The organism is Ramlibacter sp., assembly GCF_035548915.1.
In the GTDB taxonomy this organism is placed as follows: Bacteria; Pseudomonadota; Gammaproteobacteria; order Burkholderiales; family Burkholderiaceae_C; genus Ramlibacter.
In genome coordinates this window covers 1-18,868 of record NZ_DASZSE010000014.1, presented here as the reverse complement: position 1 = coordinate 18,868, position 18,868 = coordinate 1, and the positions used below count along the sequence as shown (strand labels likewise).

13 protein-coding genes are annotated in these 18,868 nt (G+C 67.2%); 2 read left to right on the top strand and 11 right to left on the bottom strand.

Translation table 11 applies throughout. From position 1 onward, the window contains the following. Window positions 1-3 precede the first annotated feature (3 nt). The 6 genes from VHA82_RS03165 to VHA82_RS03140 form a co-directional block, all read right to left on the bottom strand. Window positions 4-765: a VirB8/TrbF family protein gene (locus VHA82_RS03165; protein ID WP_325540196.1), complete on the bottom strand. Its 762-nt coding sequence runs from the start codon at window positions 763-765 to the stop codon at window positions 4-6. Window positions 766-774: 9 nt separating this feature from the next. Continuing rightward, window positions 775-2,079 carry a type IV secretion system protein gene (locus VHA82_RS03160; protein ID WP_325540194.1) on the bottom strand — a complete coding sequence of 435 codons (1,305 nt, stop codon included), beginning with the start codon at window positions 2,077-2,079 and terminating at the stop codon, window positions 775-777. Between the two features lie 10 nt (window positions 2,080-2,089). Further along, window positions 2,090-4,534 (bottom strand): transporter, encoded by a 2,445-nt coding sequence (locus VHA82_RS03155; RefSeq protein WP_325540192.1) that lies wholly within the window; start codon window positions 4,532-4,534, stop codon window positions 2,090-2,092. 32 nt (window positions 4,535-4,566) lie between these two features. After that, window positions 4,567-4,884, bottom strand: coding sequence for a conjugal transfer protein TrbD (gene trbD / locus VHA82_RS03150; protein ID WP_325540190.1), 318 nt, complete (start codon window positions 4,882-4,884; stop codon window positions 4,567-4,569). A gap of 12 nt (window positions 4,885-4,896) precedes the next feature. Beyond that, window positions 4,897-5,310 (bottom strand): TrbC/VirB2 family protein, encoded by a 414-nt coding sequence (locus VHA82_RS03145; RefSeq protein ID WP_325540188.1) that lies wholly within the window; start codon window positions 5,308-5,310, stop codon window positions 4,897-4,899. A 68-nt stretch (window positions 5,311-5,378) separates the two neighbouring features. After that, on the bottom strand, window positions 5,379-6,437 hold the full coding sequence (locus VHA82_RS03140; protein ID WP_325540186.1) for an ATPase, T2SS/T4P/T4SS family: 1,059 nt from the start codon (window positions 6,435-6,437) through the stop codon (window positions 5,379-5,381). A 254-nt stretch (window positions 6,438-6,691) separates the two neighbouring features. Between VHA82_RS03140 and pap the strand changes: the two genes are divergently transcribed. Together pap and VHA82_RS03130 are read left to right on the top strand one after the other, a co-directional pair. Next, window positions 6,692-8,185 carry a polyphosphate:AMP phosphotransferase gene (gene pap, locus VHA82_RS03135; protein ID WP_325540184.1) on the top strand — a complete coding sequence of 498 codons (1,494 nt, stop codon included), beginning with the start codon at window positions 6,692-6,694 and terminating at the stop codon, window positions 8,183-8,185. Window positions 8,186-8,268: 83 nt separating this feature from the next. Next, a complete protein-coding gene (locus VHA82_RS03130) occupies window positions 8,269-10,185 on the top strand; it encodes an ABC transporter ATP-binding protein (RefSeq protein ID WP_325540182.1) in 1,917 nt (638 codons plus the stop codon). Window positions 10,186-10,204: 19 nt separating this feature from the next. On the opposite strand, the gene fdhF is transcribed toward VHA82_RS03130, so the two are convergent. From fdhF to VHA82_RS03105, 5 genes are all read right to left on the bottom strand, one after another. Continuing rightward, complete coding sequence (fdhF, locus tag VHA82_RS03125; protein ID WP_325540179.1) at window positions 10,205-13,039, bottom strand: formate dehydrogenase subunit alpha; 2,835 nt, start codon at window positions 13,037-13,039, stop codon at window positions 10,205-10,207. A gap of 69 nt (window positions 13,040-13,108) precedes the next feature. Continuing rightward, a complete protein-coding gene (locus VHA82_RS03120) occupies window positions 13,109-14,767 on the bottom strand; it encodes an NAD(P)H-dependent oxidoreductase subunit E (RefSeq protein WP_325540339.1) in 1,659 nt (552 codons plus the stop codon). 97 nt (window positions 14,768-14,864) lie between these two features. Beyond that, on the bottom strand, window positions 14,865-17,009 hold the full coding sequence (locus VHA82_RS03115; protein WP_325540177.1) for an acetate--CoA ligase family protein: 2,145 nt from the start codon (window positions 17,007-17,009) through the stop codon (window positions 14,865-14,867). Between the two features lie 10 nt (window positions 17,010-17,019). After that, window positions 17,020-18,417, bottom strand: a complete 1,398-nt coding sequence (frc, locus tag VHA82_RS03110; protein ID WP_325540175.1) for a formyl-CoA transferase — start codon at window positions 18,415-18,417, stop codon at window positions 17,020-17,022. Window positions 18,418-18,523: 106 nt separating this feature from the next. Next, window positions 18,524-18,868: thiamine pyrophosphate-dependent enzyme (locus tag VHA82_RS03105; protein WP_325540173.1), on the bottom strand; the 345-nt coding region annotated here is incomplete at its 5' end.

Genomic DNA, 18,868 nt, shown 5'->3' with positions numbered 1-18,868 from the left:
TGTTCAGATCTGCTGCGTGAAGTTGAAGTCGCGCACGAACACGCCGAGCGGGTTGCTCGTGACCTCGCCTTCGGTCGTCGGCGCCGAGAGGTTGACGGTGACGGTGGCCTTGAAGCGGATCTTCTTCAGCAGCTCGCCGCGAGGGTCGCGGTGCGTCTCCATCCATTCGACCTGCCACGTCTGCCCGGAAATCGGCAGCAGCGCGAGCAGCTGCACGGTGGCGCTGGATTCCTCGGCTTCCTTGAACGGGCTTTTCGCGCGAAACTGCTCGTTCAGCTTGGTCACCGCCGGCGAGCCCACCGGCACCATCGCGTAGAGCTTCTGGATGTTCTGCTTGTGAACGACGCGATCGGGCGTGAGCGAGCGCCACCACGTGACGAAGTTGCCGAGCGCGTAGCGGATCACGCGCGGGTCCACCGGCTGCGCCTGCTCGGCGAAGCCCGCCGCCTGCGCCTCGCCCAGCCGGTCGACCTGCACCACGTAGGGCACCACCTTCGTCTGCGTGGCGATGTAGGCGAGCCCGCCCACGCTCGAAAGCGCGGTGATGCCGCACAGCAGCGCGATCTTGCGCCAGTTCGACGCCTGGATGATGTAGGTGCCGTAGCGCTCGTTCCACTCGCGCCGGGCTTCGAGGTAGGGGTTGGTGTCGCGTTCGCCCGGTTCGGCGGACGCGCCCGCGGCGAGGCCCACGCGCGGCTGCGCCTTTCGCATCGGCTCCAGCACGCGTTCGATCGCTTCGATGTCTTTTTTGAACAGGTTCTTCATGGTGAATCGTCAAAGTCCGGCGACGGCGCCCGAGGGCTTCGCCGCGCCCGCGGCCGCGCCCGCCCCGCCGGCCGGCTTGGCCGCCGCGCTCAGGCCTTTGAGCGCTTCGGCCGATTGCATGGCGGCGCCGGGCATGCCGACGACCGTGGCTGCCGCACCCACCACGCCCATCACGGTGTCGGACACCGAGCTGGCGGTGAGCACCGAGCCGCCGCTGAAGAGCGCACCGGCGAGATCGGGCGCCTTGATGGCGAGGAAGGTCTTGATGAGGACGAGAAAAAGAATGCCGAACGAGGAGATCGACACGAGGAGCGCCTGGTTCGCGTCGCCCTGCGCGCCGGACATGCCCTGGGCGAGTCCGGTGAACGCGCTGGCCGTCGCTTCCCAGGGCGCGGCTTCGGCGCCCGCCATCGTGACGCTCAGCACCATCATGAGCACGAGGTAGCGAAAGCCGGTCACGAGGGCGTGGTTCAGATACTTCTGCACGTAGTCGCGCGTCCAGCGCGAGCCGCCCAGGCCGAGGAACACGGCGCCCGCGGCCATGAGCAGCCCCATCTCGATCTGCAGCATGAGCAGTTGCAGCGCGATGATGAGATAGCACACGAGCACCACCAGCGACACCAGCCCCGCGATGCACCAGCTCGTGAACCCCCACAGCAGGATCATGCCGATCTGCACGAGCGGCGTGATCAGATTCTCGCCGCCCGTGACGACCGTGCTGATGCCGATGGAAGCCACCATGCCGACGATCGCCTGGACGAGGGCGGCGATCTGCGCGGCCACCCCCGCGAAGATGTTGAGCGGGTTCAGCAGGTTGATCAGCACGAAGATGCACGCTTGCAGGCCCTGGCCGATCACGGCGTCGACCGTGAGCGCCGGCGCGTGGATCGTGTTTTGCGAGAGGTCGGTGAACTGCTCGTGGATCTTCGGAATCCATTCGGGCGCGTTGATCATGAGCGCGTAGAAGAACGAGATGGTCATGATGCTCTTGACCATGTCGCCCATCATGCTCGTCATGTTGTCCTTCTCGAAGGCCCAGAGCGCCGCGCACCACGCGATCTCGATGGTGGCGAGCGCGAGAAACGCCGTGCGCCCCGTGGCCGCGAGACTCGCGAGCCACGTCGTCGTCTGCGACTGCATGACGCCGAGGATGCCGTCGAAGCTCGTGGCCTGCGCCCCTTGCGCGAAGAACAGCAGGAGATACGTGAGGGAAAAGGCGATCACGCCCGATCGCACGTGGCGGCGCCTCGAGCGCCCCTCAGCGTCGCGCGGATCGATCAGGTAGCAGGCTTGCGCGAGCGGGTTGTGCGGCATCGCATCCACCTCATTGCGCCGAGCGCTCGGCCCAGCGTTCCAGGCCCCGGTTGCGCAGCCACTCGGCGGGCCACGCATCGCCATGCTGCGCCATCAGGTCGCGCGCGGCGCGCAGGTCCTTCTGGCCGCTCGCGCCCACGAACGAAAGCGCGAGCGGGCCGAAGCCGAAGGAGAACATGCGCCGGCCGAGCGGCGACTTGTAGTAGTAGTCGCGCTTCACCACCGCGGTGGAAAGCAGGTCGATCTCGCGTTCGTTCAGGCCGATGTGGTTGTAGGCCTCGCGCGAGGAAGGGTCGTGTGCTTCGGGGTTGGGCAGCAGCAGCTTCGTCGGGCAGCTCGCGAAGATCACGTCGCGGATCGGGCTGGCGATCACGTCGGCGAGTTCCTGCGTGGCCAGCAGGATCGCGGCGTTCTTCTTGCGCCAGGTCTTCAGCCACTCGCGCACCTTCTCGCGAAAGAGCGGATGCGACAGCATGAGCCAGCATTCGTCGAGCGGCACGAGCGTCGGCTTGCCGTCCAGCCGCTTTTCGATGCGGCGAAAAAGATAGAGCAGCACGGGCACGAGATTCTTTTCGCCCATGCCCATGAGGTGCTCCATCTCGAACACCTGGAAATTCGCGTCGTCCAGGCTGTCGGTCTCCGCGTCCAGCAGGTGGCCCATGGGGCCGGCGAGCGTGTAGTGCGTGAGCGCCTGCCGCAATTCCTCGTCCTGCAGTTCGGCCACGTACTCGGTGAGCGTGCGCCGGGGCGAGTGGACCAGCCGCAGCAGCGCGTGGTGAATCGCCTCGCGCACGGTCGGGGTGATGCCGACGCCTTGCAGCATCAGCAAGGACGCGATCCATTCGGCGGCCCATGCCTGGTCGTCGGGCTCGTCGATCATGCGAAGCGGGCAGAAGGCGAGCTCGGCTCCTTCGCCTCCGATGTCGTAGTAGGTGCCGCCGCACGCGTTGCACAGCACGAAGGACGAATAGCCTTTGTCGAACGCGAAGATCTGCGCGTCGGGGTAGCGCAGGTGCTGCGCCATGATGAAGCTGAGGGCGGTGGACTTGCCCCCGCCCGTCTTGCCGATCATGAGCGTGTGGCCCACGTCGCCCACGTGCAGGCTCAGGCGAAACGGCGTCGAGCCCGTGGTGGCCGCGTAGAGAAGGGGCGGCGCGGGTTGCGCATAGAACGGGCAGGGATTGCTTTCCATCCCGGGCCACACGGCGGTGATCGGCAGCAGGTCCGCGAGGTTGAGCGTGTGCATGAGCGGCCGGCGGATATTCGGGTAGCCGTGCGCCGGGATCGAGCCGAGGTAGGCTTCGACCGCGTTGATGTCTTCGATGCGCGCGCCGAAGCCGAAGTTGAGGATGTGCTTGCGCACGAGCCGCGCCTGCTCGTCGAGGTGCCGCGCGTCCTCGTGCATGAGGACGATGCAGGACGTGTAGTAGCCGAACTTCACGGCGTTGCTCTCGGCCTCGCCGAGCGCGGCTTCCGTGTCGCTCGTCATCCGCATGGCGTCCAGGTCCACGGGGCCCTTGGCGGTGTTGAAAAGCTGGTCCTTCAGGCCGCGCTGCTTTTGCTGCCAGCGCCGGCGCACGCTGTTGATGACGCCTTTGGCCTGGTACGTGTCCATGAAGATGAACCGCGTGGACCAGCGGTAGGGCATGTCCAGTTCGTCCAGCACGTGCAGGATGCCCGGGTAGCTGTCCTGCGGGAAGCCGTCGATCGCGATCACCTTGATGTGGAGGTCGCCCACGCGAGGCGCGATGCCGCCGGCGAAAGGATGGCAGCCGATCACGGCGTCCAGGTACATCGGGATGCTCGGGAGCTGCACGGGCCTCAGCACGCCGCTCACGCAGAATTCGAGGTACTGCATGAAGGCGTCGGTCGTGCGGGGGCGCCCGTGCGGGTCCTTGTCCTGCTGGGCGCGCATGCGGCGCATCGGGAAGGTGTTGGACAGCACCGATTCGAAATCCTCCACCTGCTGCTGGAACTGCGCGAGCAGGCGGTCGGCGAGGCCTTGCTCGCTCTTGTCGCGGCTCGCGTCCTCGTACATGAGATCGGCGAGCTTGCTCGCCTGCCGCAGCGGCGGCAGGTAGGTGAGGGTGAGGGCGTAGACGGTCTCGAAGTGCCTGCCTTCGGACGCGTAGAGTTCGCGCCGCTCCTCGTCGATCAGGCGCGAGGTGCGGTCGGGGAAGGCGCCTACTCCGGTGTAGTCGGTCGCGTGGCGGCGGATGGCATCGCAGTTGAGCATCCAGCCGCTTCCCATGAGCGAGAGCGCGGCGTTCAGGCGCGCCGAGATGGCCGCGAGTTCCTCGTGGGTGCAGCTCGCCATGTCCTCGCCGCGGAAGTACCAGGCGGCGCTCAGGCTGCCGTCCTTGTTCTGCATCACGCCGTCGGCCACCATCATGGCGAAGTTGAGCAGGTCGGGCAGGCCGCGGGCGCGATCGCGGAATTGCTTGAGTTGCAGCATGCTTTGGGGGAGCGAGGTGGTTGGCGCCGGGTTCAGAGCGCGCTTCTCTTCTCGGGAAGCAACACGGCGTGGACGCAGCCGCGCGGCATGTAGTAAGGCCGGTACTGCAGGTGGCGCTGGTAGATGCGGCTCATGTCGGGGTCGGCCTTGGCGAGCTTCACGAGCAGGGCGTGCGCGACGGCCCACAGTGCCGCGCCGAGCATGACCGCGTAGAGCTGGAACCCCGCGCTGAACACGAGCGTGATCACCGTGAGCCCCGTCATCATGACGAGCGTGCGCTCGCCGCCCAGAAGCAGGTGGCTGCGATTGAGCGAGCTGTGAAACGGGATGCGGCGGGGTTCCTTCATCATGCGGGCCTCGCGTCAGTTGTTGCCGTTGGCCGCGCCGAAGATGCCGGTGATCATTCCGCCGCCCAGCACCATCACCGCGACGGCGAGCACGACCATGCAGATCTTCTTGGTGAACTCATTCAATTCGCCGCCGAAGACGAGCATGCCGCCCGCGGCGAAGAGAGCGATCGTGCCGATGCCGCGCGCCACCGTGCCGTTCAGCATGTCCGCGAGCTTGGTGAGCGAGCTGCCCCACGGGTCGCCGGTGCCGCCTTCGGCCGCGAGCGCCATGTCCGACAGCAGCAGCCACAGCGCGAGGACGACGAGGCATTGCAGGGCCCATGCGACGTACGGACGCCACTTGCCGAGCGTGCGCGTGTCGCACGATGACAGGAAGACGGACAGGCGAGTCGAGAAGCGGGCCGGAAGAGTCTGGATGGTTTGCATGGGTTCTCCTGATGAAAACGAGAGTGGGTGGAAGAAAAATGTCGTGGATGGCCGCGGGTCGCGCGGACTCACGCGATGAGGGATTCGACTTCGAAGCCGCCGCCGGAGGCCCCGAGCACGCGGACGATTTCGCTCACGCGCCGCCCCGGGGAGCCGGGAGTGCGCTGGATGAAGAGCACCACGTTGACCGCTTCGGCGATCATCGCGTCGATGGCCGCGGGCGACAGGTTGGCCGCTTCCGGCGCCTCGTAGATCAGCTGGCGCAGGCGCAGCAGCCCCGCCTGCGCCGAGTTGGCGTGGACCGTGGCGAGGCCGCCCGGGTGCCCCGTGTTCCAGCTCTTGAGCAGGGTGAGGGCTTCGCCGCCTCGGACCTCGCCGACCACGATGCGGTCGGGGCGCAGGCGCATGGTCGCGCGCAGCAGGCGCTGCATGTCGATGGCGCTGCTGGAGCGCAGCAGCACGTGGTTGGCCACGTTCACCTGCAGCTCCATCGTGTCTTCGATGGCGATCAGGCGGTCGTGCGGCGCGGCGCGCGCCACTTCGTCGAGCACCGCGTTGGCCAGCGTCGTCTTGCCGCTGCCGGTGGCCCCGACGATCAGGATGTTCCTGCGGGCGAGCACCGCGGCGCGGATCGCGTCGATCGGGCTCGCGCAGTGGCCGGGCGGGGGTGCGACGTGCGATGGCGCTTGCGCCGTATCGGTCGCGTGGTCCGCCTCGCGGGCGGCGGGAATGACGCCGCTCGCGCGGAAGTCGTCGAGGGTGAGCACCTTCTGCGTGCGCTTTCGGATGGCGAAGACCGGCGCGCGCACGATCGGCGGCACGAGGCCCTGCAGGCGTGAGCCGTCCAGCGGGAATTCGCCCTCGAGGATCGGCGAGCCGTAGTGCACGGTGGTGTTGAGCATGGCCGCGCACGTCGTGAGAAGGCTTTCGGCGGCCGCCCGCGCCATGCGCGTGCCGGTGAACGACATGCCTTCTCCGGCACGGTCGACCCAGATCTGGCCGTCGGGGTTGAGCATGATCTCCACCACCTTCGGGTCGCCGAGCGCGCTCACCACGGCCGGGCCGCACTCGCGCGACAACTTGTCGCGCAATCGTGCGGCGACGACTTCCTGTGCGCTTTCAGACATGCCCTGCCACGCGCGGCGCCGACGCGGCCGACGATCGGCCTTGCGTTTTTCGCATCGCTCCTCCCCTTCAGGGGCGGGAATGTATGCGCACGAACGAATTAACCATATAGGTGGAAACTAGGATTGCTGGTACTACAAATTACCTCCAATCGATCCGGCCGCCGATGCCTGATCCAGCTCAAGTCCGCGCGCTGTCGCTCGGCGGGCGGCGGCGGCGCGCACCTATGATGGCTTTCAGCCCAGGAGCCTTCGCCATGTTCGAATCCGCCGAGATCGGCCACAAGACCCCCAAGGACGAGTACCGCAAGCTGGCCCCCAAGCTGCGTTCGCAATTGCTCGAAGCCCAGTACGAGATGCTGCAGCGCGCGAGCTTCTCCGTCGTGGTGCTCATCAACGGCGTGGACGGTTCGGGCAAGGGCGAGACGGTGAATGTGCTGAACGAGTGGATGGACCCGCGCCACATCCGCACCGAGGCGTTCGGCGCGCGCACCGAACCCGAGCGGCTGCGGCCGGAAATGTGGCGCTTCTGGCAGGTGCTGCCCGCGAAGGGCCGCATCGGCATCTTCTTCGGCTCGTGGTACACGGACCCGATCCTCGCCCGCGTGATGGGCCACGAGAAGAAGTCGAAATTCGACCGGCGCCTGGAGCAGATCCGCCACTTCGAGCAGATGCTTGCCGCCGAGGACGTCGTGATCGTGAAGTTCTGGTTCCATCTCACGAAGAAGGGCATGCGCAAGCGCTTCAGGGAACTCGAGGGAGACCCCAACAATTCCTGGCGCGTGACGCACGCGGAATGGGATCACCTGAAGAGTTACGACGAATTCATCGACGTGGACCAGGAGGCGCTGCGCCTCACGAGCACGGGCGAGGCGCCCTGGTGGGTCGTCGACGGCAGCGATGCGAACTACCGCGAACTCACGGTGGGCCAATACCTGCTCGATGCGATCAAGCGGCGGCTCGCCGGCGAGGAGGCGCCCGTGCGCGAGCCGCCGCGGCTCGCGCGGCCGGCGCTGGATGGACGCACGCTCATGGCGTCGTTCGACTACACGCGCAAGCTCGGCGAGAAGGCCTACGACCGCAAGCTGGAGGAACTGCAGGGGCGTGTCGCGCGGCTCGCGCGCGACAAGCGCATGGCGGGGCGGTCGCTCATCCTCGTGTTCGAGGGCATGGACGCCGCGGGCAAGGGCAGCACGATCCGCCGCATCACGACGGCGCTGGACGCACGGTTCTACCGCGTCGTTCCGATCGCCGCGCCGAGCGACGAGGAGAAGGCGCAGCCCTACCTCTGGCGCTTCTGGCGGCACGTGCCGCAGCACGGGCATGCGGTGATCTACGACCGCTCGTGGTATGGGCGCGTCCTCGTGGAGCGCGTGGAAGGCTTCTGCGCCGAAGACGACTGGATGCGCGCTTACTCGGAAATCAACGAGTTCGAGTCGCAGCTCGTGGAAGGCGGTGCCGTGCTCGTGAAGTTCTGGCTTTCGATCACGCAGGAGCAGCAGCTCGCGCGGTTCAAGGAGCGCGAGGCGACGCCCTACAAGAACTACAAGATCACGGCGGAAGACTGGCGCAACCGCGAGAAGTGGCCGCTTTACGAGCGTGCCGTGGGCGACATGGTGGACCGCACGTCCACCGACATCGCGCCCTGGCACGTGATCGCGAGCGACGACAAGCTGTGGTCGCGCATCGAGGTGCTGCGAACGGTGTGCGAGGCGCTCGAGCAGGGGCTGGAGAAAGCGGGCGGAAAGTAGGCAGGGCGGACCGGAAGCAGGATGACCCGGCCGCGGGGGCGGCCATGGACGAAGGTCTCGCACGCCGGGGCCGGAGTTCTGGCATGATCCGTGCCCCTTTCGAAGGCGCGAGCCGGCCTTCCATCCACTTTCCGGAGAATCCGTTGTTCAGACTCTTCGAACGACTTCTGCATCCCTATCCCGAACCCGAGCCGCCCTTCCCGCCGGCCGGGTTCTTCGCATTCGTGTGGGCCTGCACCGAAGGCCTTCGCGTCTACGTGCTGCTGCTGGCCGTGCTGAGCGCGCTGGTGTCGGGGTTCGACGCATCGCTTTTCTGGATGCTCGGACACGTCGTGGACTGGGCGGCGAAGACGCCGGCCGGCGAGTTCCTGCGCGAACACGGCGCGGGACTCGCCCTCTTCGCCGGGCTCCTCGTGACGAGCGTGGGGCTCGTCGCGGCGGAAGCGCTCGTGAACCGGCAGATTCTTTCCACGAACTTTCCGCTGCGTCTTCGCTGGAACTTCCACCGCCTCATGCTCGGGCAGAGCATGGCCTTCCACGCGGACGAATTCGCGGGCCGCACGACGACCAAGGTGATGCAGACGGGATTCGCCGTGCGCGAAGTGATCGTGACGGGCGTCGAGATCCTGGTCGGCATGGGCGTCTACTTCGTCACCTTCCTCACGCTCGCGGGCACGTTCGATGCGCGCATGATGCTGCCCTTCGTCGCGTGGATGGGCCTCTACGGCGTCTCGTGCTTCTACTTCGTGCCGCGCCTCGCGCGCGTGGGCCGCGCCTACGCCGACGCGAAGGCCGTGGTGACGGGCCGCATCGCCGACTCGTATTCGAACATCGCCACCGTCAAGCTCTTTTCGCACACGCGCAGGGAATCGGCATTCCTGCGGCAGGCGCTCTCGGGGATGGGCGAGGTCGGCTACGAACAGTGCCGGCTCATCACGTCGTTCGAAATCGCCAACTACGCGCTCGTCGTGCTGCTCACGTTCGGCGCGGTGGGCCAGTCGCTCTGGCTCTGGAGCCACGCGGCGATCGGACCGGGCGCCATCGCGGCGGTCACGGCGATGAGCCTGCGCGTCGCGGGCCTGTCGCACTGGGTGATGTGGTCGCTCGCGGGCCTCTTCGAGAACGTCGGCATCGTGCAGGACGGCATCGCGACGCTCACGAAGCGCCGCGAGGTGGTGGACGCGCCGGATGCGGTGCCGCTCGCGGTGCGCCGCGGAGAAGTGAAGTTCCAGCGGGTGAGCTTTGCCTACGGCGGCAAGTCGCCGGTGCTCGACAACTTCGATCTCACCGTGCGGCCGGGCGAGAAGATCGGCCTCGTCGGTCCTTCGGGCGCGGGCAAGTCGACGGTGCTCAATCTCCTGCTGCGCTTTCACGACGTGGCTGCGGGCCGCATTCTCGTGGACGGCGAGGACATCGCGCGAGTGACGCAGGAGAGCCTGCGCGCGGGCGTGGGGATGGTGACGCAGGACACGTCGCTCCTGCATCGCTCCGTGCGGGACAACATCGCGTACGGCCGGCCCGAGGCGACCGACGGGGAGATCGTCGCCGCCGCGAAGCGCGCGCAGGCGCACGACTTCATCGTGAAGCTTGCCGACCCGAAGGGCAGGCGCGGCTACGAGGCGCAGGTCGGCGAACGCGGCGTGAAGCTGTCGGGCGGCCAGCGCCAGCGCATCGCCATCGCGCGCGTGATGCTGAAGGACGCGCCCATCCTGCTGCTGGACGAAGCGACGAGCGCGCTCGACTCCGAGGTGGAAGCCGCGATCCAGGCGAGCCTCGCGCGCCTCATGGAGGGCAAGACGGTGATCGCGGTGGCGCACCGGCTTTCGACCATCGCCGCGCTCGACCGGCTCATCGTGATGGACGAAGGGCGCGTGGTGGAAGAGGGCGATCACTCGTCGCTGCTCGCACAGGGCGGGCTTTATGCGCGACTGTGGGCGCGCCAGAGCGGGGGGTATCTGGGCGAGGAGGTCGTCGAAGTGGAGGAGGTGGCGGCTGCATGACGGCGCGCGCCGTCACGCATTAGACGCCCCCATTCAGCGCCCGCTCCAGCGCCTGCCCGCCGCCGAAACTCACCTGCTTCGGCGGCTCGCCGCCCAAGGTGACGCGCACCGCGCAGTACTTCAGCTCCGGAATCTTCGCCACGGGGTCGAACGCATCGTTGGTCACGCGGTTGATCGCGGCTTCGTAGTAGCAAAACGGCACGAACACCGCGCCGCGCGGAGACCCATCGTCGGGCCGGCCGTACAGCGTCACCTTGCCGCGCCGGGACTCGATCGTGACAAGCTCGCCCGGCTTCGCGCCGAGCGCCTCCAGATCGAGCGGATGCACGAGCGCGACCGGATCGGGCTCGATCGCGTCGAGCACGGTCGCGCGCCGCGTCATGCTGCCCGTGTGCCAGTGCTCGAGCTGGCGGCCCGTGATGAGCACCATCGGGTACTCGGCATCGGGCCGCTCGGCCGCCGGGATGATGTCCGCGGGCACGAAGAGCGCCCTTCCGTCCTCGCGCGGGAAGTCGTGGTCGAACACCACCGACTGGCCCGGATCGCCCTCGTGCGTGCACGGATAGGTCACCGCATGCTCGCGCTCGAGCCGCTCCCACGTGATGCCCGCGATGCTCGGCATCGAATGGCGCATCTCGTCGAACACTTCGCTCACGTGCGAGTAGTTCCAGGCAAGCCCGATGCGCCGCGCGAGTTCCTGGATGATCCACAGGTCCTGCCTCGCGTCGCCCGGCGGATCGATCGCCTGGCGGCCGAGCTGCACGAGCCGGTCGGTGTTGGTGAAGGTGCCGGTCTTCTCGGGAAACGCGCTCGCGGGCAGCACGACGTCCGCGAGGCACGCGGTTTCGGTGAGGAAGATGTCCTGCACGACGAGGTGATCGAGCTTCGCGATCGCCTCGCGCGCATGGTTCGCGTCGGGGTCGGACATCGCGGGGTTCTCGCCCATGATGTACATGCCGCGCACCCGGCCCTCGTAGGCCGCGTGCATCACCTCCACCACCGTGAGGCCGGGCTTGTCGTCCAGCGAGCCGGCTGCCAGGCCCCAGTGCTTTTCGAACTTCTCGCGCGAACGCGGATCGGCCACGCGCTGGTAGTCCGGGTACATCATCGGAATCAGCCCCGCGTCGGACGCGCCCTGCACGTTGTTCTGGCCGCGCAGCGGATGCAGTCCGGTGCCGGGCCGGCCGATCTGGCCCGTGAGGAGCGACAGCGCGATCAGGCAGCGCGCGTTGTCCGTGCCGTGCACGTGCTGCGACACCCCCATGCCCCAGAGGATCATCGAGCCCTTCGACGTCGCATACGCGCGGGCCACTTCACGCAGTGTCTCGGCGGGAATGCCGCAGATCGGCGCCATCGCCTCGGGGCTGTAGCCCTCGACGTTCCTCTTCAGTTCCTCGAAGCCGCTCGTGCGCGACTCGATGAAGGCGCGGTCGGCGAGGCCTTCTTGCACGATCACGTGCATCATCGCGTTCAGCATCGCGACGTCGGTGTCGGGCTTGAACTGCATGAAGCGCCACGCGAGGCGCGAAAGGTCCGAAGCACGCGGGTCCATCACGACGAGCTTCGTGCCGTTCTTCACGGCGTTTTTCATCCAGGTCGCCGCCACCGGATGGTTCACCGTCGGATTCGCGCCGATCACGACGACGAGTTCGGCCTGCGTCACGTCCATCACCGGGTTCGACACCGCGCCCGAGCCGATGCCTTCCAGCAGCGCCGCCACCGAAGACGCATGGCACAGGCGCGTGCAGTGGTCGACGTTGTTGCTGCCGAAGCCCGTGCGCACGAACTTCTGGAAGAGGTAGGCCTCTTCGTTGCTGCCCTTGGCGGAGCCGAAGCCCACCAGCGATTTCGGCCCGTGCTTCGCCTTGATCTCGCGAAGGCTGCGGGCGGCGAAGTCCAGCGCTTCTTCCCACGTCGCTTCGCGGAAGATGTCGTGCAGCCGCTCGGGGTCGATGGTTTCCAGCGGCACCTTGGGCACGCCGGGCTTGCGGATCAAAGGCTTCGTGAGGCGCTGCGGATGATGCGCGTAGTCGAAGCCGTAGCGCCCCTTCACGCACAGGCGCCCGTGGTTCGCCGGGCCGTCGCGTCCTTCGACGTAGAGGATCCTGTTGTCCTTCACGTTGTAGGTGAGCTGGCAGCCGACGCCGCAATAGGGGCACACCGACTCGACCTTCCTGTCCGGCACCTGCAGTCCCGCGCCGCGCGCGGGCATGAGCGCGCCCGTGGGGCACGCCTGCACGCATTCGCCGCAGGCCACGCAGGTGGACACACCCATCGGGTCGTCCATGTCGAAGACGATCTTCGCCTGCTCGCCTCGGAAGGCGAGGCCGATCACATCGTTCACCTGTTCGTCGCGGCAGGCGCGCAGGCAGCGCGTGCACTGGATGCAGGCGTCGAGGTTGACCGCGATTGCCGGGTGCGAAAGATCCGCCGCGACGTTGCCGCGCGAGGGAAAGCGCGGCTTGCCGACGCTCAGTTTCCCGCTCCAGAAGTCGACCTCGTTGCTGCGCGTGTACTCCACCTCCGGCATGTCCGACTGCAGCAGTTCGAGCACCATGCGCTGCGACTTCAGGGCGCGTTCGCTGTCGCTCGACACTTCCATGCCCGGCGCGGGCGCACGGCAGCACGCAGGCGCGAGCACGCGTTCGCCCTTGATCTCCACCATGCAGGCGCGGCAGTTGCCCGCCTTGTCGAGGCCGGGCTTGTAGCACAGGCGCGGGATGTCGACGCCTTCGCGGTCGGCGACTTCGATGATCGTTTCGTTCGCGCGCGCAGCGACTTCGCGGCCGTTGAGCCTGAAGGTCACGACGGGCGCGTCGATCATGGCGAGTTCGGCTCGCGTGACGGCGTTCATGTCAAGGTACTCCCAGTGTCGTCATGCCCACGCGGGTGGGAATCGCCTTCGCGGGAATGACGAAGCGTTTCATCCCAGCTCCTGCGGGAAATATTTCACCACGCAATCCACCGGATTGGGCGCCGCCTGGCCCAGGCCGCAGATCGACGCATCGCGCATCACCTGCGACAGCTCCGCGAGCAGCGGCACGTCCCACTTCGGCGCGTTCATGAGCGCGAGCGCCTTCGCCGTGCCCGCGCGGCACGGCGTGCACTGCCCGCACGACTCGTCCTTGAAGAACCTCATCGTGTTCTTCGCGGCCATCGTCGCCGTGTCCTTGTCCGACAGCACGACGACCGCGGCCGAGCCGATGAAGCAGCCATGCGGCTGCAGCGTGTCGAAGTCCAGCGGTATGTCGTTCATCGAGGCGGGAAGTATGCCGCCCGACGCGCCGCCCGGCAGATAGCCGTAGAACCGGTACCCGTCCTGCATGCCGCCGCAGAATTCGTCGATCAGCTCCTGGATCGTGATGCCGGCCGGCGCGAGCTTCACCCCGGGCTCCTTCACGCGGCCGCTCACCGAGAACGAGCGCAGGCCTTGGCGCCCGTTCGCGCCTTGCGAGGAGAACCAGTCGGCGCCGCGTTCGAGCAGTTCGCGCACCCAGTAAAGCGTCTCGAAATTGTGTTCCAGCGTCGGGCGGCCGAAGAGGCCCACCTGCGCGACATAGGGCGGGCGCAGGCGCGGCATGCCGCGCTTGCCCTCGATCGATTCGATCATCGCGGACTCTTCGCCGCAGATGTACGCACCCGCGCCGCGGCGCAGATCGATCTTCGGCAGGCCCGCCGAGGGCGGGTCGGCCTGCAATCGGGCGAGTTCCTGCTCGAGCAGCGCGCGGCAGCCGTGATATTCGTCGCGCAGGTAGATGTAGATCGCGTCGATGCCGACCGCCCACGCGGCGATCAGCATGCCTTCGAGGAAGCGGTGCGGATCGCGTTCGAGATACACGCGGTCCTTGAAGGTGCCGGGCTCGCCTTCGTCGATGTTCACGGCCATGAGGCGCGGAGCGGGCTCGGCGCGCACGATCTTCCACTTGCGCCCTGCCGGAAAGCCCGCGCCGCCCAGGCCGCGCAGGCCGGACGATTCGAGCGTGGCGATCACGTCGTCGGCCTTGCGCTCGCCCTTCAGGCACTGCTCGAGCAGACGGTAGCCGCCGGCCGCGCGGTATTGCGACAGACCGATGTAGCCTTCGGGCTCGTGCTTCGTGATGCCTTGCTTCACGCACTCCGCGACCCTTTCCGTGGTGGCGCGGGGCACGGGGTGCTGGCCCACGACGGCGGCGGGCGCCTGTTCGCAGCGGCCGATGCAGGGCGCGGCGAGCACGCGCACGTCGCGCCCGAGGATGGAAGGCAGCTTCGCGAGGAGCTTTTGCGCGCCGGCCATCTCGCAGGAGAGGCCGTCGCACACGCGCACGGTCAGTGCGGGCGGATCGTCCTCGCCTTCGCGCACGATGTCGAAGTGGTGGTAGAAGGACGCGACCTCGTACACCTCGGACTGCGCGAGCCGCATCTCCTGCGCGAGCGCGGACAGGTGCGGCGCGGAGAGCCTGCCGAACTCGTCGTTCAGCTTGTGCAGGTGCTCGATCAGCAGGTCGCGCCTGCGCGGTGCGTCACCGAGGACGCGCGCGACCTCTTCGACTGCCTGCGCGTCGGGCTTGCGGCCCTTGGGGCCCTGGCGCTTGCGCAGCCGCATGTCGGGCGAGCCCGCCGCGGCGATGGGGATGGTACGGTTCTTCTGCACGATCATTGCCCCGTCATCCCCGCGAACGCGGGGATGACGGCGGTCTTGTTCACTTCAACAACCCGCCCGAGCGAGCCCACTGATACTTCGCGCCCAGGATCTCCACCGGGATCTCCGTGGAGTACGCATACGCCGGGATGCCATTCTCGTACAGGTACTGAGCCGCTTCCTCGACTTCGACGTCGCCCGCGAGCGACGCGACCACCGGCTTCACCTTGCCCTTTTGCTTCATCTCGTTGACCACCGTCACCATGTTGCGCGCGAAGACCATCGGCGGCGTGATGATCGTGTGCCAGTAGCCGAGGATGAGCGCGTGGATGCGATCGTCCTCGAGTCCCAGGCGCACTGTGTTCATGTACGTGATGGGCGGCTCGCCGCCGGTGATGTCCACCGGATTGCCGGCCGCGCCGAACGGCGGGATGAACTTGCGAAAGGCCTCATCCAGATCCTTGGGCATCGGCTTGAGCAGCTTCAGGCCGTTGTCCACGCACGCATCCGACAGCAGCACGCCCGAACCGCCGGCGCCCGTGATGATGACGACGTTCTCGCCCTTGGGCGTGGGGAGAATCGGCACGCCGCGCGCGAAGTCCAGCATCTGGCGCAGGCTCTTCGCGCGGATCACGCCCGACTGCCTGAGCACGTCGTCGTAAATCCTGTCGGTGCCGGCCACCGCGCCCGTGTGCGAACTCGCGGCCGCCGCGCCCATCGCGGTGCGCCCGGCCTTCAGCATGATGACGGGCTTTTTCTTCGACACGCGCCTGGCGACCTCGGCGAACGCGCGGCCGTCCTTCAGGTCTTCCGCGTGCTGCGCGATCACTTGCGTGTTCTCGTCCTGCTCGAAGAAAAGAAGCAGGTCGTCCTCGTCGATGTCCGACTTGTTGCCGAGGCCCACGATCGCCGACACGCCCATCTTCGCCGAGCGCGAGTAGCCGATGATCGCCATGCCGATGCCGCCGGACTGCGAGGAGAGGGCGGTCGTTCCCTTGTAATCGTAGGCCGTGCAGAACGTCGCGCACAGGTTCGAAGGCGTGTAGTAGAAGCCGTAGATGTTCGGCCCCATGAGGCGGATGTCGTATTCGCGCCCGATGCGCTGCAGCTCCTCCTGGCCTTCGATGTTGCCGGTCTCGCCGAATCCGGAGGGGATGAGGATCGCGCCCGCGATCTTCTTTTCGCCGCACTCCTTCAGCGCGAGCGCCACCATCTTCGCGGGAATCGCGAACACGGCCACGTCGATGTCGGCCGGCACGTCCTTCACGCTCCTGAAGGCCTTCAGCCCCATGATCTCGGCTTCCTTCGGGTGGATCGGATAGATCGTGCCCTTGTAGCCGCCGTTGATGAGGTTCTTCATCACCGAGTTGCCGATCTTGCCGGTCTCGTTCGACGCGCCGATCACCGCCACGGCCCGCGGCTTCATGATGCGGTTCATCGCCGCCACCACGCTCTTCTCGTCGGGGCGATAGCGCGGCGTCTTCGGCTGGAAGTCGACGACGATGCGCACGTCCGCGGCGATCGCGCCGGTGTCACTCGCGAAGACGGGGTTCAGGTCCAGTTCCGCGATCTCGGGAAAATCGCTCACGAGCTGAGACACGCGCACGATCGTGTCCTCGAGCGCTTCGCGGTTCACGGGCTTGCCGCCGCGCACGCCCTTCAGCATCTCGGCCGCCTGGATCGAATCGAGCATCGAGCCCGCGTCCTCGCGCGTGGCCGGCGCGAGGCGGAAGGTGACGTCCTTCAGCACTTCGACCAGCACGCCGCCCATGCCGAACGCCACCAGCTTGCCGAAGCTCGCGTCGGTCATCGCGCCGACGATCACCTCCTGGCCGCCCTTCACCATCTGCTGGACCTGCACGCCCAGGATGGCGGCGTCGGCCTTGTACTTCTTCGCGTTCGCGACGATCTGCTCGTACGCGCTCGCGGCCTCCGCGGCATCCTTCACGCCCACGATCACGCCGCCCGCCTCGGTCTTGTGCAGGATGTCGGGCGACACGATCTTCATCACGACCGGAAAGCCCATGCCCTGCGCGAGCTTCGACGCTTCCGGCGCGCTGGTGGCGACGGCCTCCTGCGGCACGGCGATGCCGTAGGCCTCGCAGACGCGCTTGCCTTCGGGCGCGGTGAGGGAGCCGCGGCCGGCCGCCTTCACGGTGTCGAGAACTTCGCGGACCTTGCTCTTGTCGGGTTGGAAAGTGCTCATGGTTCGCTCCTTAAATGACTTTGGCGCCACGCAGCTCGGCGATCTGCCCGCTCGAGTAGCCGAGTTGCGCGAGGACTTCGTCGGTATGCTCGCCCAGCAGCGGCGAACGCTTCACGTCGGTGGGACTTTCCGAGAGCTTGATCGGATTGCCCACCGTCAGGTACTTGCCGCGCGTCGGGTGATCCACTTCGACGACGGTGCCGGTCTCGCGCAGCGACGGCTCTTCGGCGAGCTCCTTCATCGACAGGATCGGGCCGCAGGGGATGTCGAAGCCGTTCAGGATTTCCATCGCCTCGAACTTCGTCTTGGTCTTGGTCCACTCCTCGATGCGCGAGAAGATCGTCTTCAGGTGCGGCAGCCGCGCCTTGGGCGTCGAGTAGCTCGGATCGGTGATCCAGCCTTCCTCGCCGATCACCTTGCAGATCTTGTCCCACACCGGCGCCTGCGTGATGAAGTAGATGTAGGCGTTGGGGTCGTGCTGCCAACCCTTGCACTTGAGGATCCAGCCCGGCTGGCCGCCGCCCGATGAATTGCCCGCGCGCGGCACGGCCTCGCCGAATTCCTTCTCGGGGTATTGCGGGTACTCCTCCATCACGTGGCGGCGGTCGAGCCGCTGCTGGTCGCGCAGCTTCACGCGGCAGAGGTTCAGCACGGCGTCCTGCATGGCGGCCAGCACGCGCTGGCCCTGGCCTGTCTTTTCGCGCTGGAAGAGCGCGGTGACGATGCCGAGCGCGAGGTGCAGGCCGGTGCCCGAGTCGCCGATCTGCGCGCCGGTCACGAGCGGCGGGCCGTCGTCGAAGCCGGTGGTGGAGGCCGCGCCGCCGGCGCACTGCGCAACGTTTTCGTAGACCTTGCAGTCCTCGTAGGGGCCGGGGCCGAAGCCCTTCACGGAGGCGACGATCATGCGCGGATTGATCGAATGGATCTTCTCCCACGAGAAGCCCATGCGGTCGAGCGCGCCGGGGGCGAAGTTCTCCACCAGCACGTCGCACACCTTGATCAGCCCGTCGAGCACGCGCTTGCCCTGCGGGTGCTTGGAATCGATGGTGATCGAGCGCTTGTTGTGGTTGAGCATCGTGAAGTAGAGCGAATCGGCGTTGGGCACGTCGCGCAACTGCCCGCGGGTGATGTCGCCGACGCCGGGACGCTCGACCTTGATCACGTCGGCGCCGAACCAGGCGAGCAGCTGGGTGCAGGTCGGTCCCGACTGCACGTGCGTGAAGTCGAGAATGCGCACGCCCTCAAGCGCCTTGCCTGCTTGTCCCCAGGGCTTGGTGCTCGGCCGCGGCAGGCCGTTGCCATTCGCCTTCCTCGCCGCGCCCTTCTTCGACGCGAGCTTCACGACCTTGCGGGCGGGCTTCTTCGAAGCTTTGGCTTGCTTCGATTTCTTCTGTTTGTTCTTGGCCATTTCTGGTCCTCCGTCTCTTCCGCTCATGCCCGCGCAGGCGGGCATCCGGCGCGGCATTGCGGCATCGCTCAGGGTCCCCGCTTGCGCGGGGACGAGCGGGTGGGAATCATTTCTTCTTCAGCTTGCTTTGCGGGTTGAGGTTGCCGATGCGGCCGCTCTCGGTGCCGGCGGCCGGATCGATCGCGGCGTTGACGAGCGTCGGCTTGCCGGAATCCATGGCCTCGCTCACCGCGCGGTAGAGCTCGTCCGGGGTCGTCACCCGCACCCCGGCGCCGCCGAACGCCTCCATCAGCTTCTCGTAGCGTGCGTCCTTCACGAAGACCATGGGCGCGGCGTCGGCGCCGCCGGTCGGATTGACGTCGGTTCCGCGATAGATGCCGTTGTTGTTGAAGATGACGACGCAGACCGGCAGGTTGTAGCGGCAGATCGTCTCCACCTCCATGCCGGAGAA

Bases quoted from the DNA above. Each gene is read 5' to 3' on its own strand.
- VHA82_RS03165 (WP_325540196.1), bottom strand. From the start codon at position 765: ATGAAGAACCTGTTCAAAAAAGACATCGAAGCGATCGAACGCGTGCTG.
- VHA82_RS03160 (WP_325540194.1), bottom strand. From the start codon at position 2,079: ATGCCGCACAACCCGCTCGCGCAAGCCTGCTACCTGATCGATCCGCGC.
- VHA82_RS03155 (WP_325540192.1), bottom strand. From the start codon at position 4,534: ATGCTGCAACTCAAGCAATTCCGCGATCGCGCCCGCGGCCTGCCCGAC.
- trbD (WP_325540190.1), bottom strand. From the start codon at position 4,884: ATGATGAAGGAACCCCGCCGCATCCCGTTTCACAGCTCGCTCAATCGC.
- VHA82_RS03145 (WP_325540188.1), bottom strand. From the start codon at position 5,310: ATGCAAACCATCCAGACTCTTCCGGCCCGCTTCTCGACTCGCCTGTCC.
- VHA82_RS03140 (WP_325540186.1), bottom strand. From the start codon at position 6,437: ATGTCTGAAAGCGCACAGGAAGTCGTCGCCGCACGATTGCGCGACAAG.
- pap (WP_325540184.1), top strand. From the start codon at position 6,692: ATGTTCGAATCCGCCGAGATCGGCCACAAGACCCCCAAGGACGAGTAC.
- VHA82_RS03130 (WP_325540182.1), top strand. From the start codon at position 8,269: ATGATCCGTGCCCCTTTCGAAGGCGCGAGCCGGCCTTCCATCCACTTT.
- fdhF (WP_325540179.1), bottom strand. From the start codon at position 13,039: ATGAACGCCGTCACGCGAGCCGAACTCGCCATGATCGACGCGCCCGTC.
- VHA82_RS03120 (WP_325540339.1), bottom strand. From the start codon at position 14,767: ATGCGGCTGCGCAAGCGCCAGGGCCCCAAGGGCCGCAAGCCCGACGCG.
- VHA82_RS03115 (WP_325540177.1), bottom strand. From the start codon at position 17,009: ATGAGCACTTTCCAACCCGACAAGAGCAAGGTCCGCGAAGTTCTCGAC.
- frc (WP_325540175.1), bottom strand. From the start codon at position 18,417: ATGGCCAAGAACAAACAGAAGAAATCGAAGCAAGCCAAAGCTTCGAAG.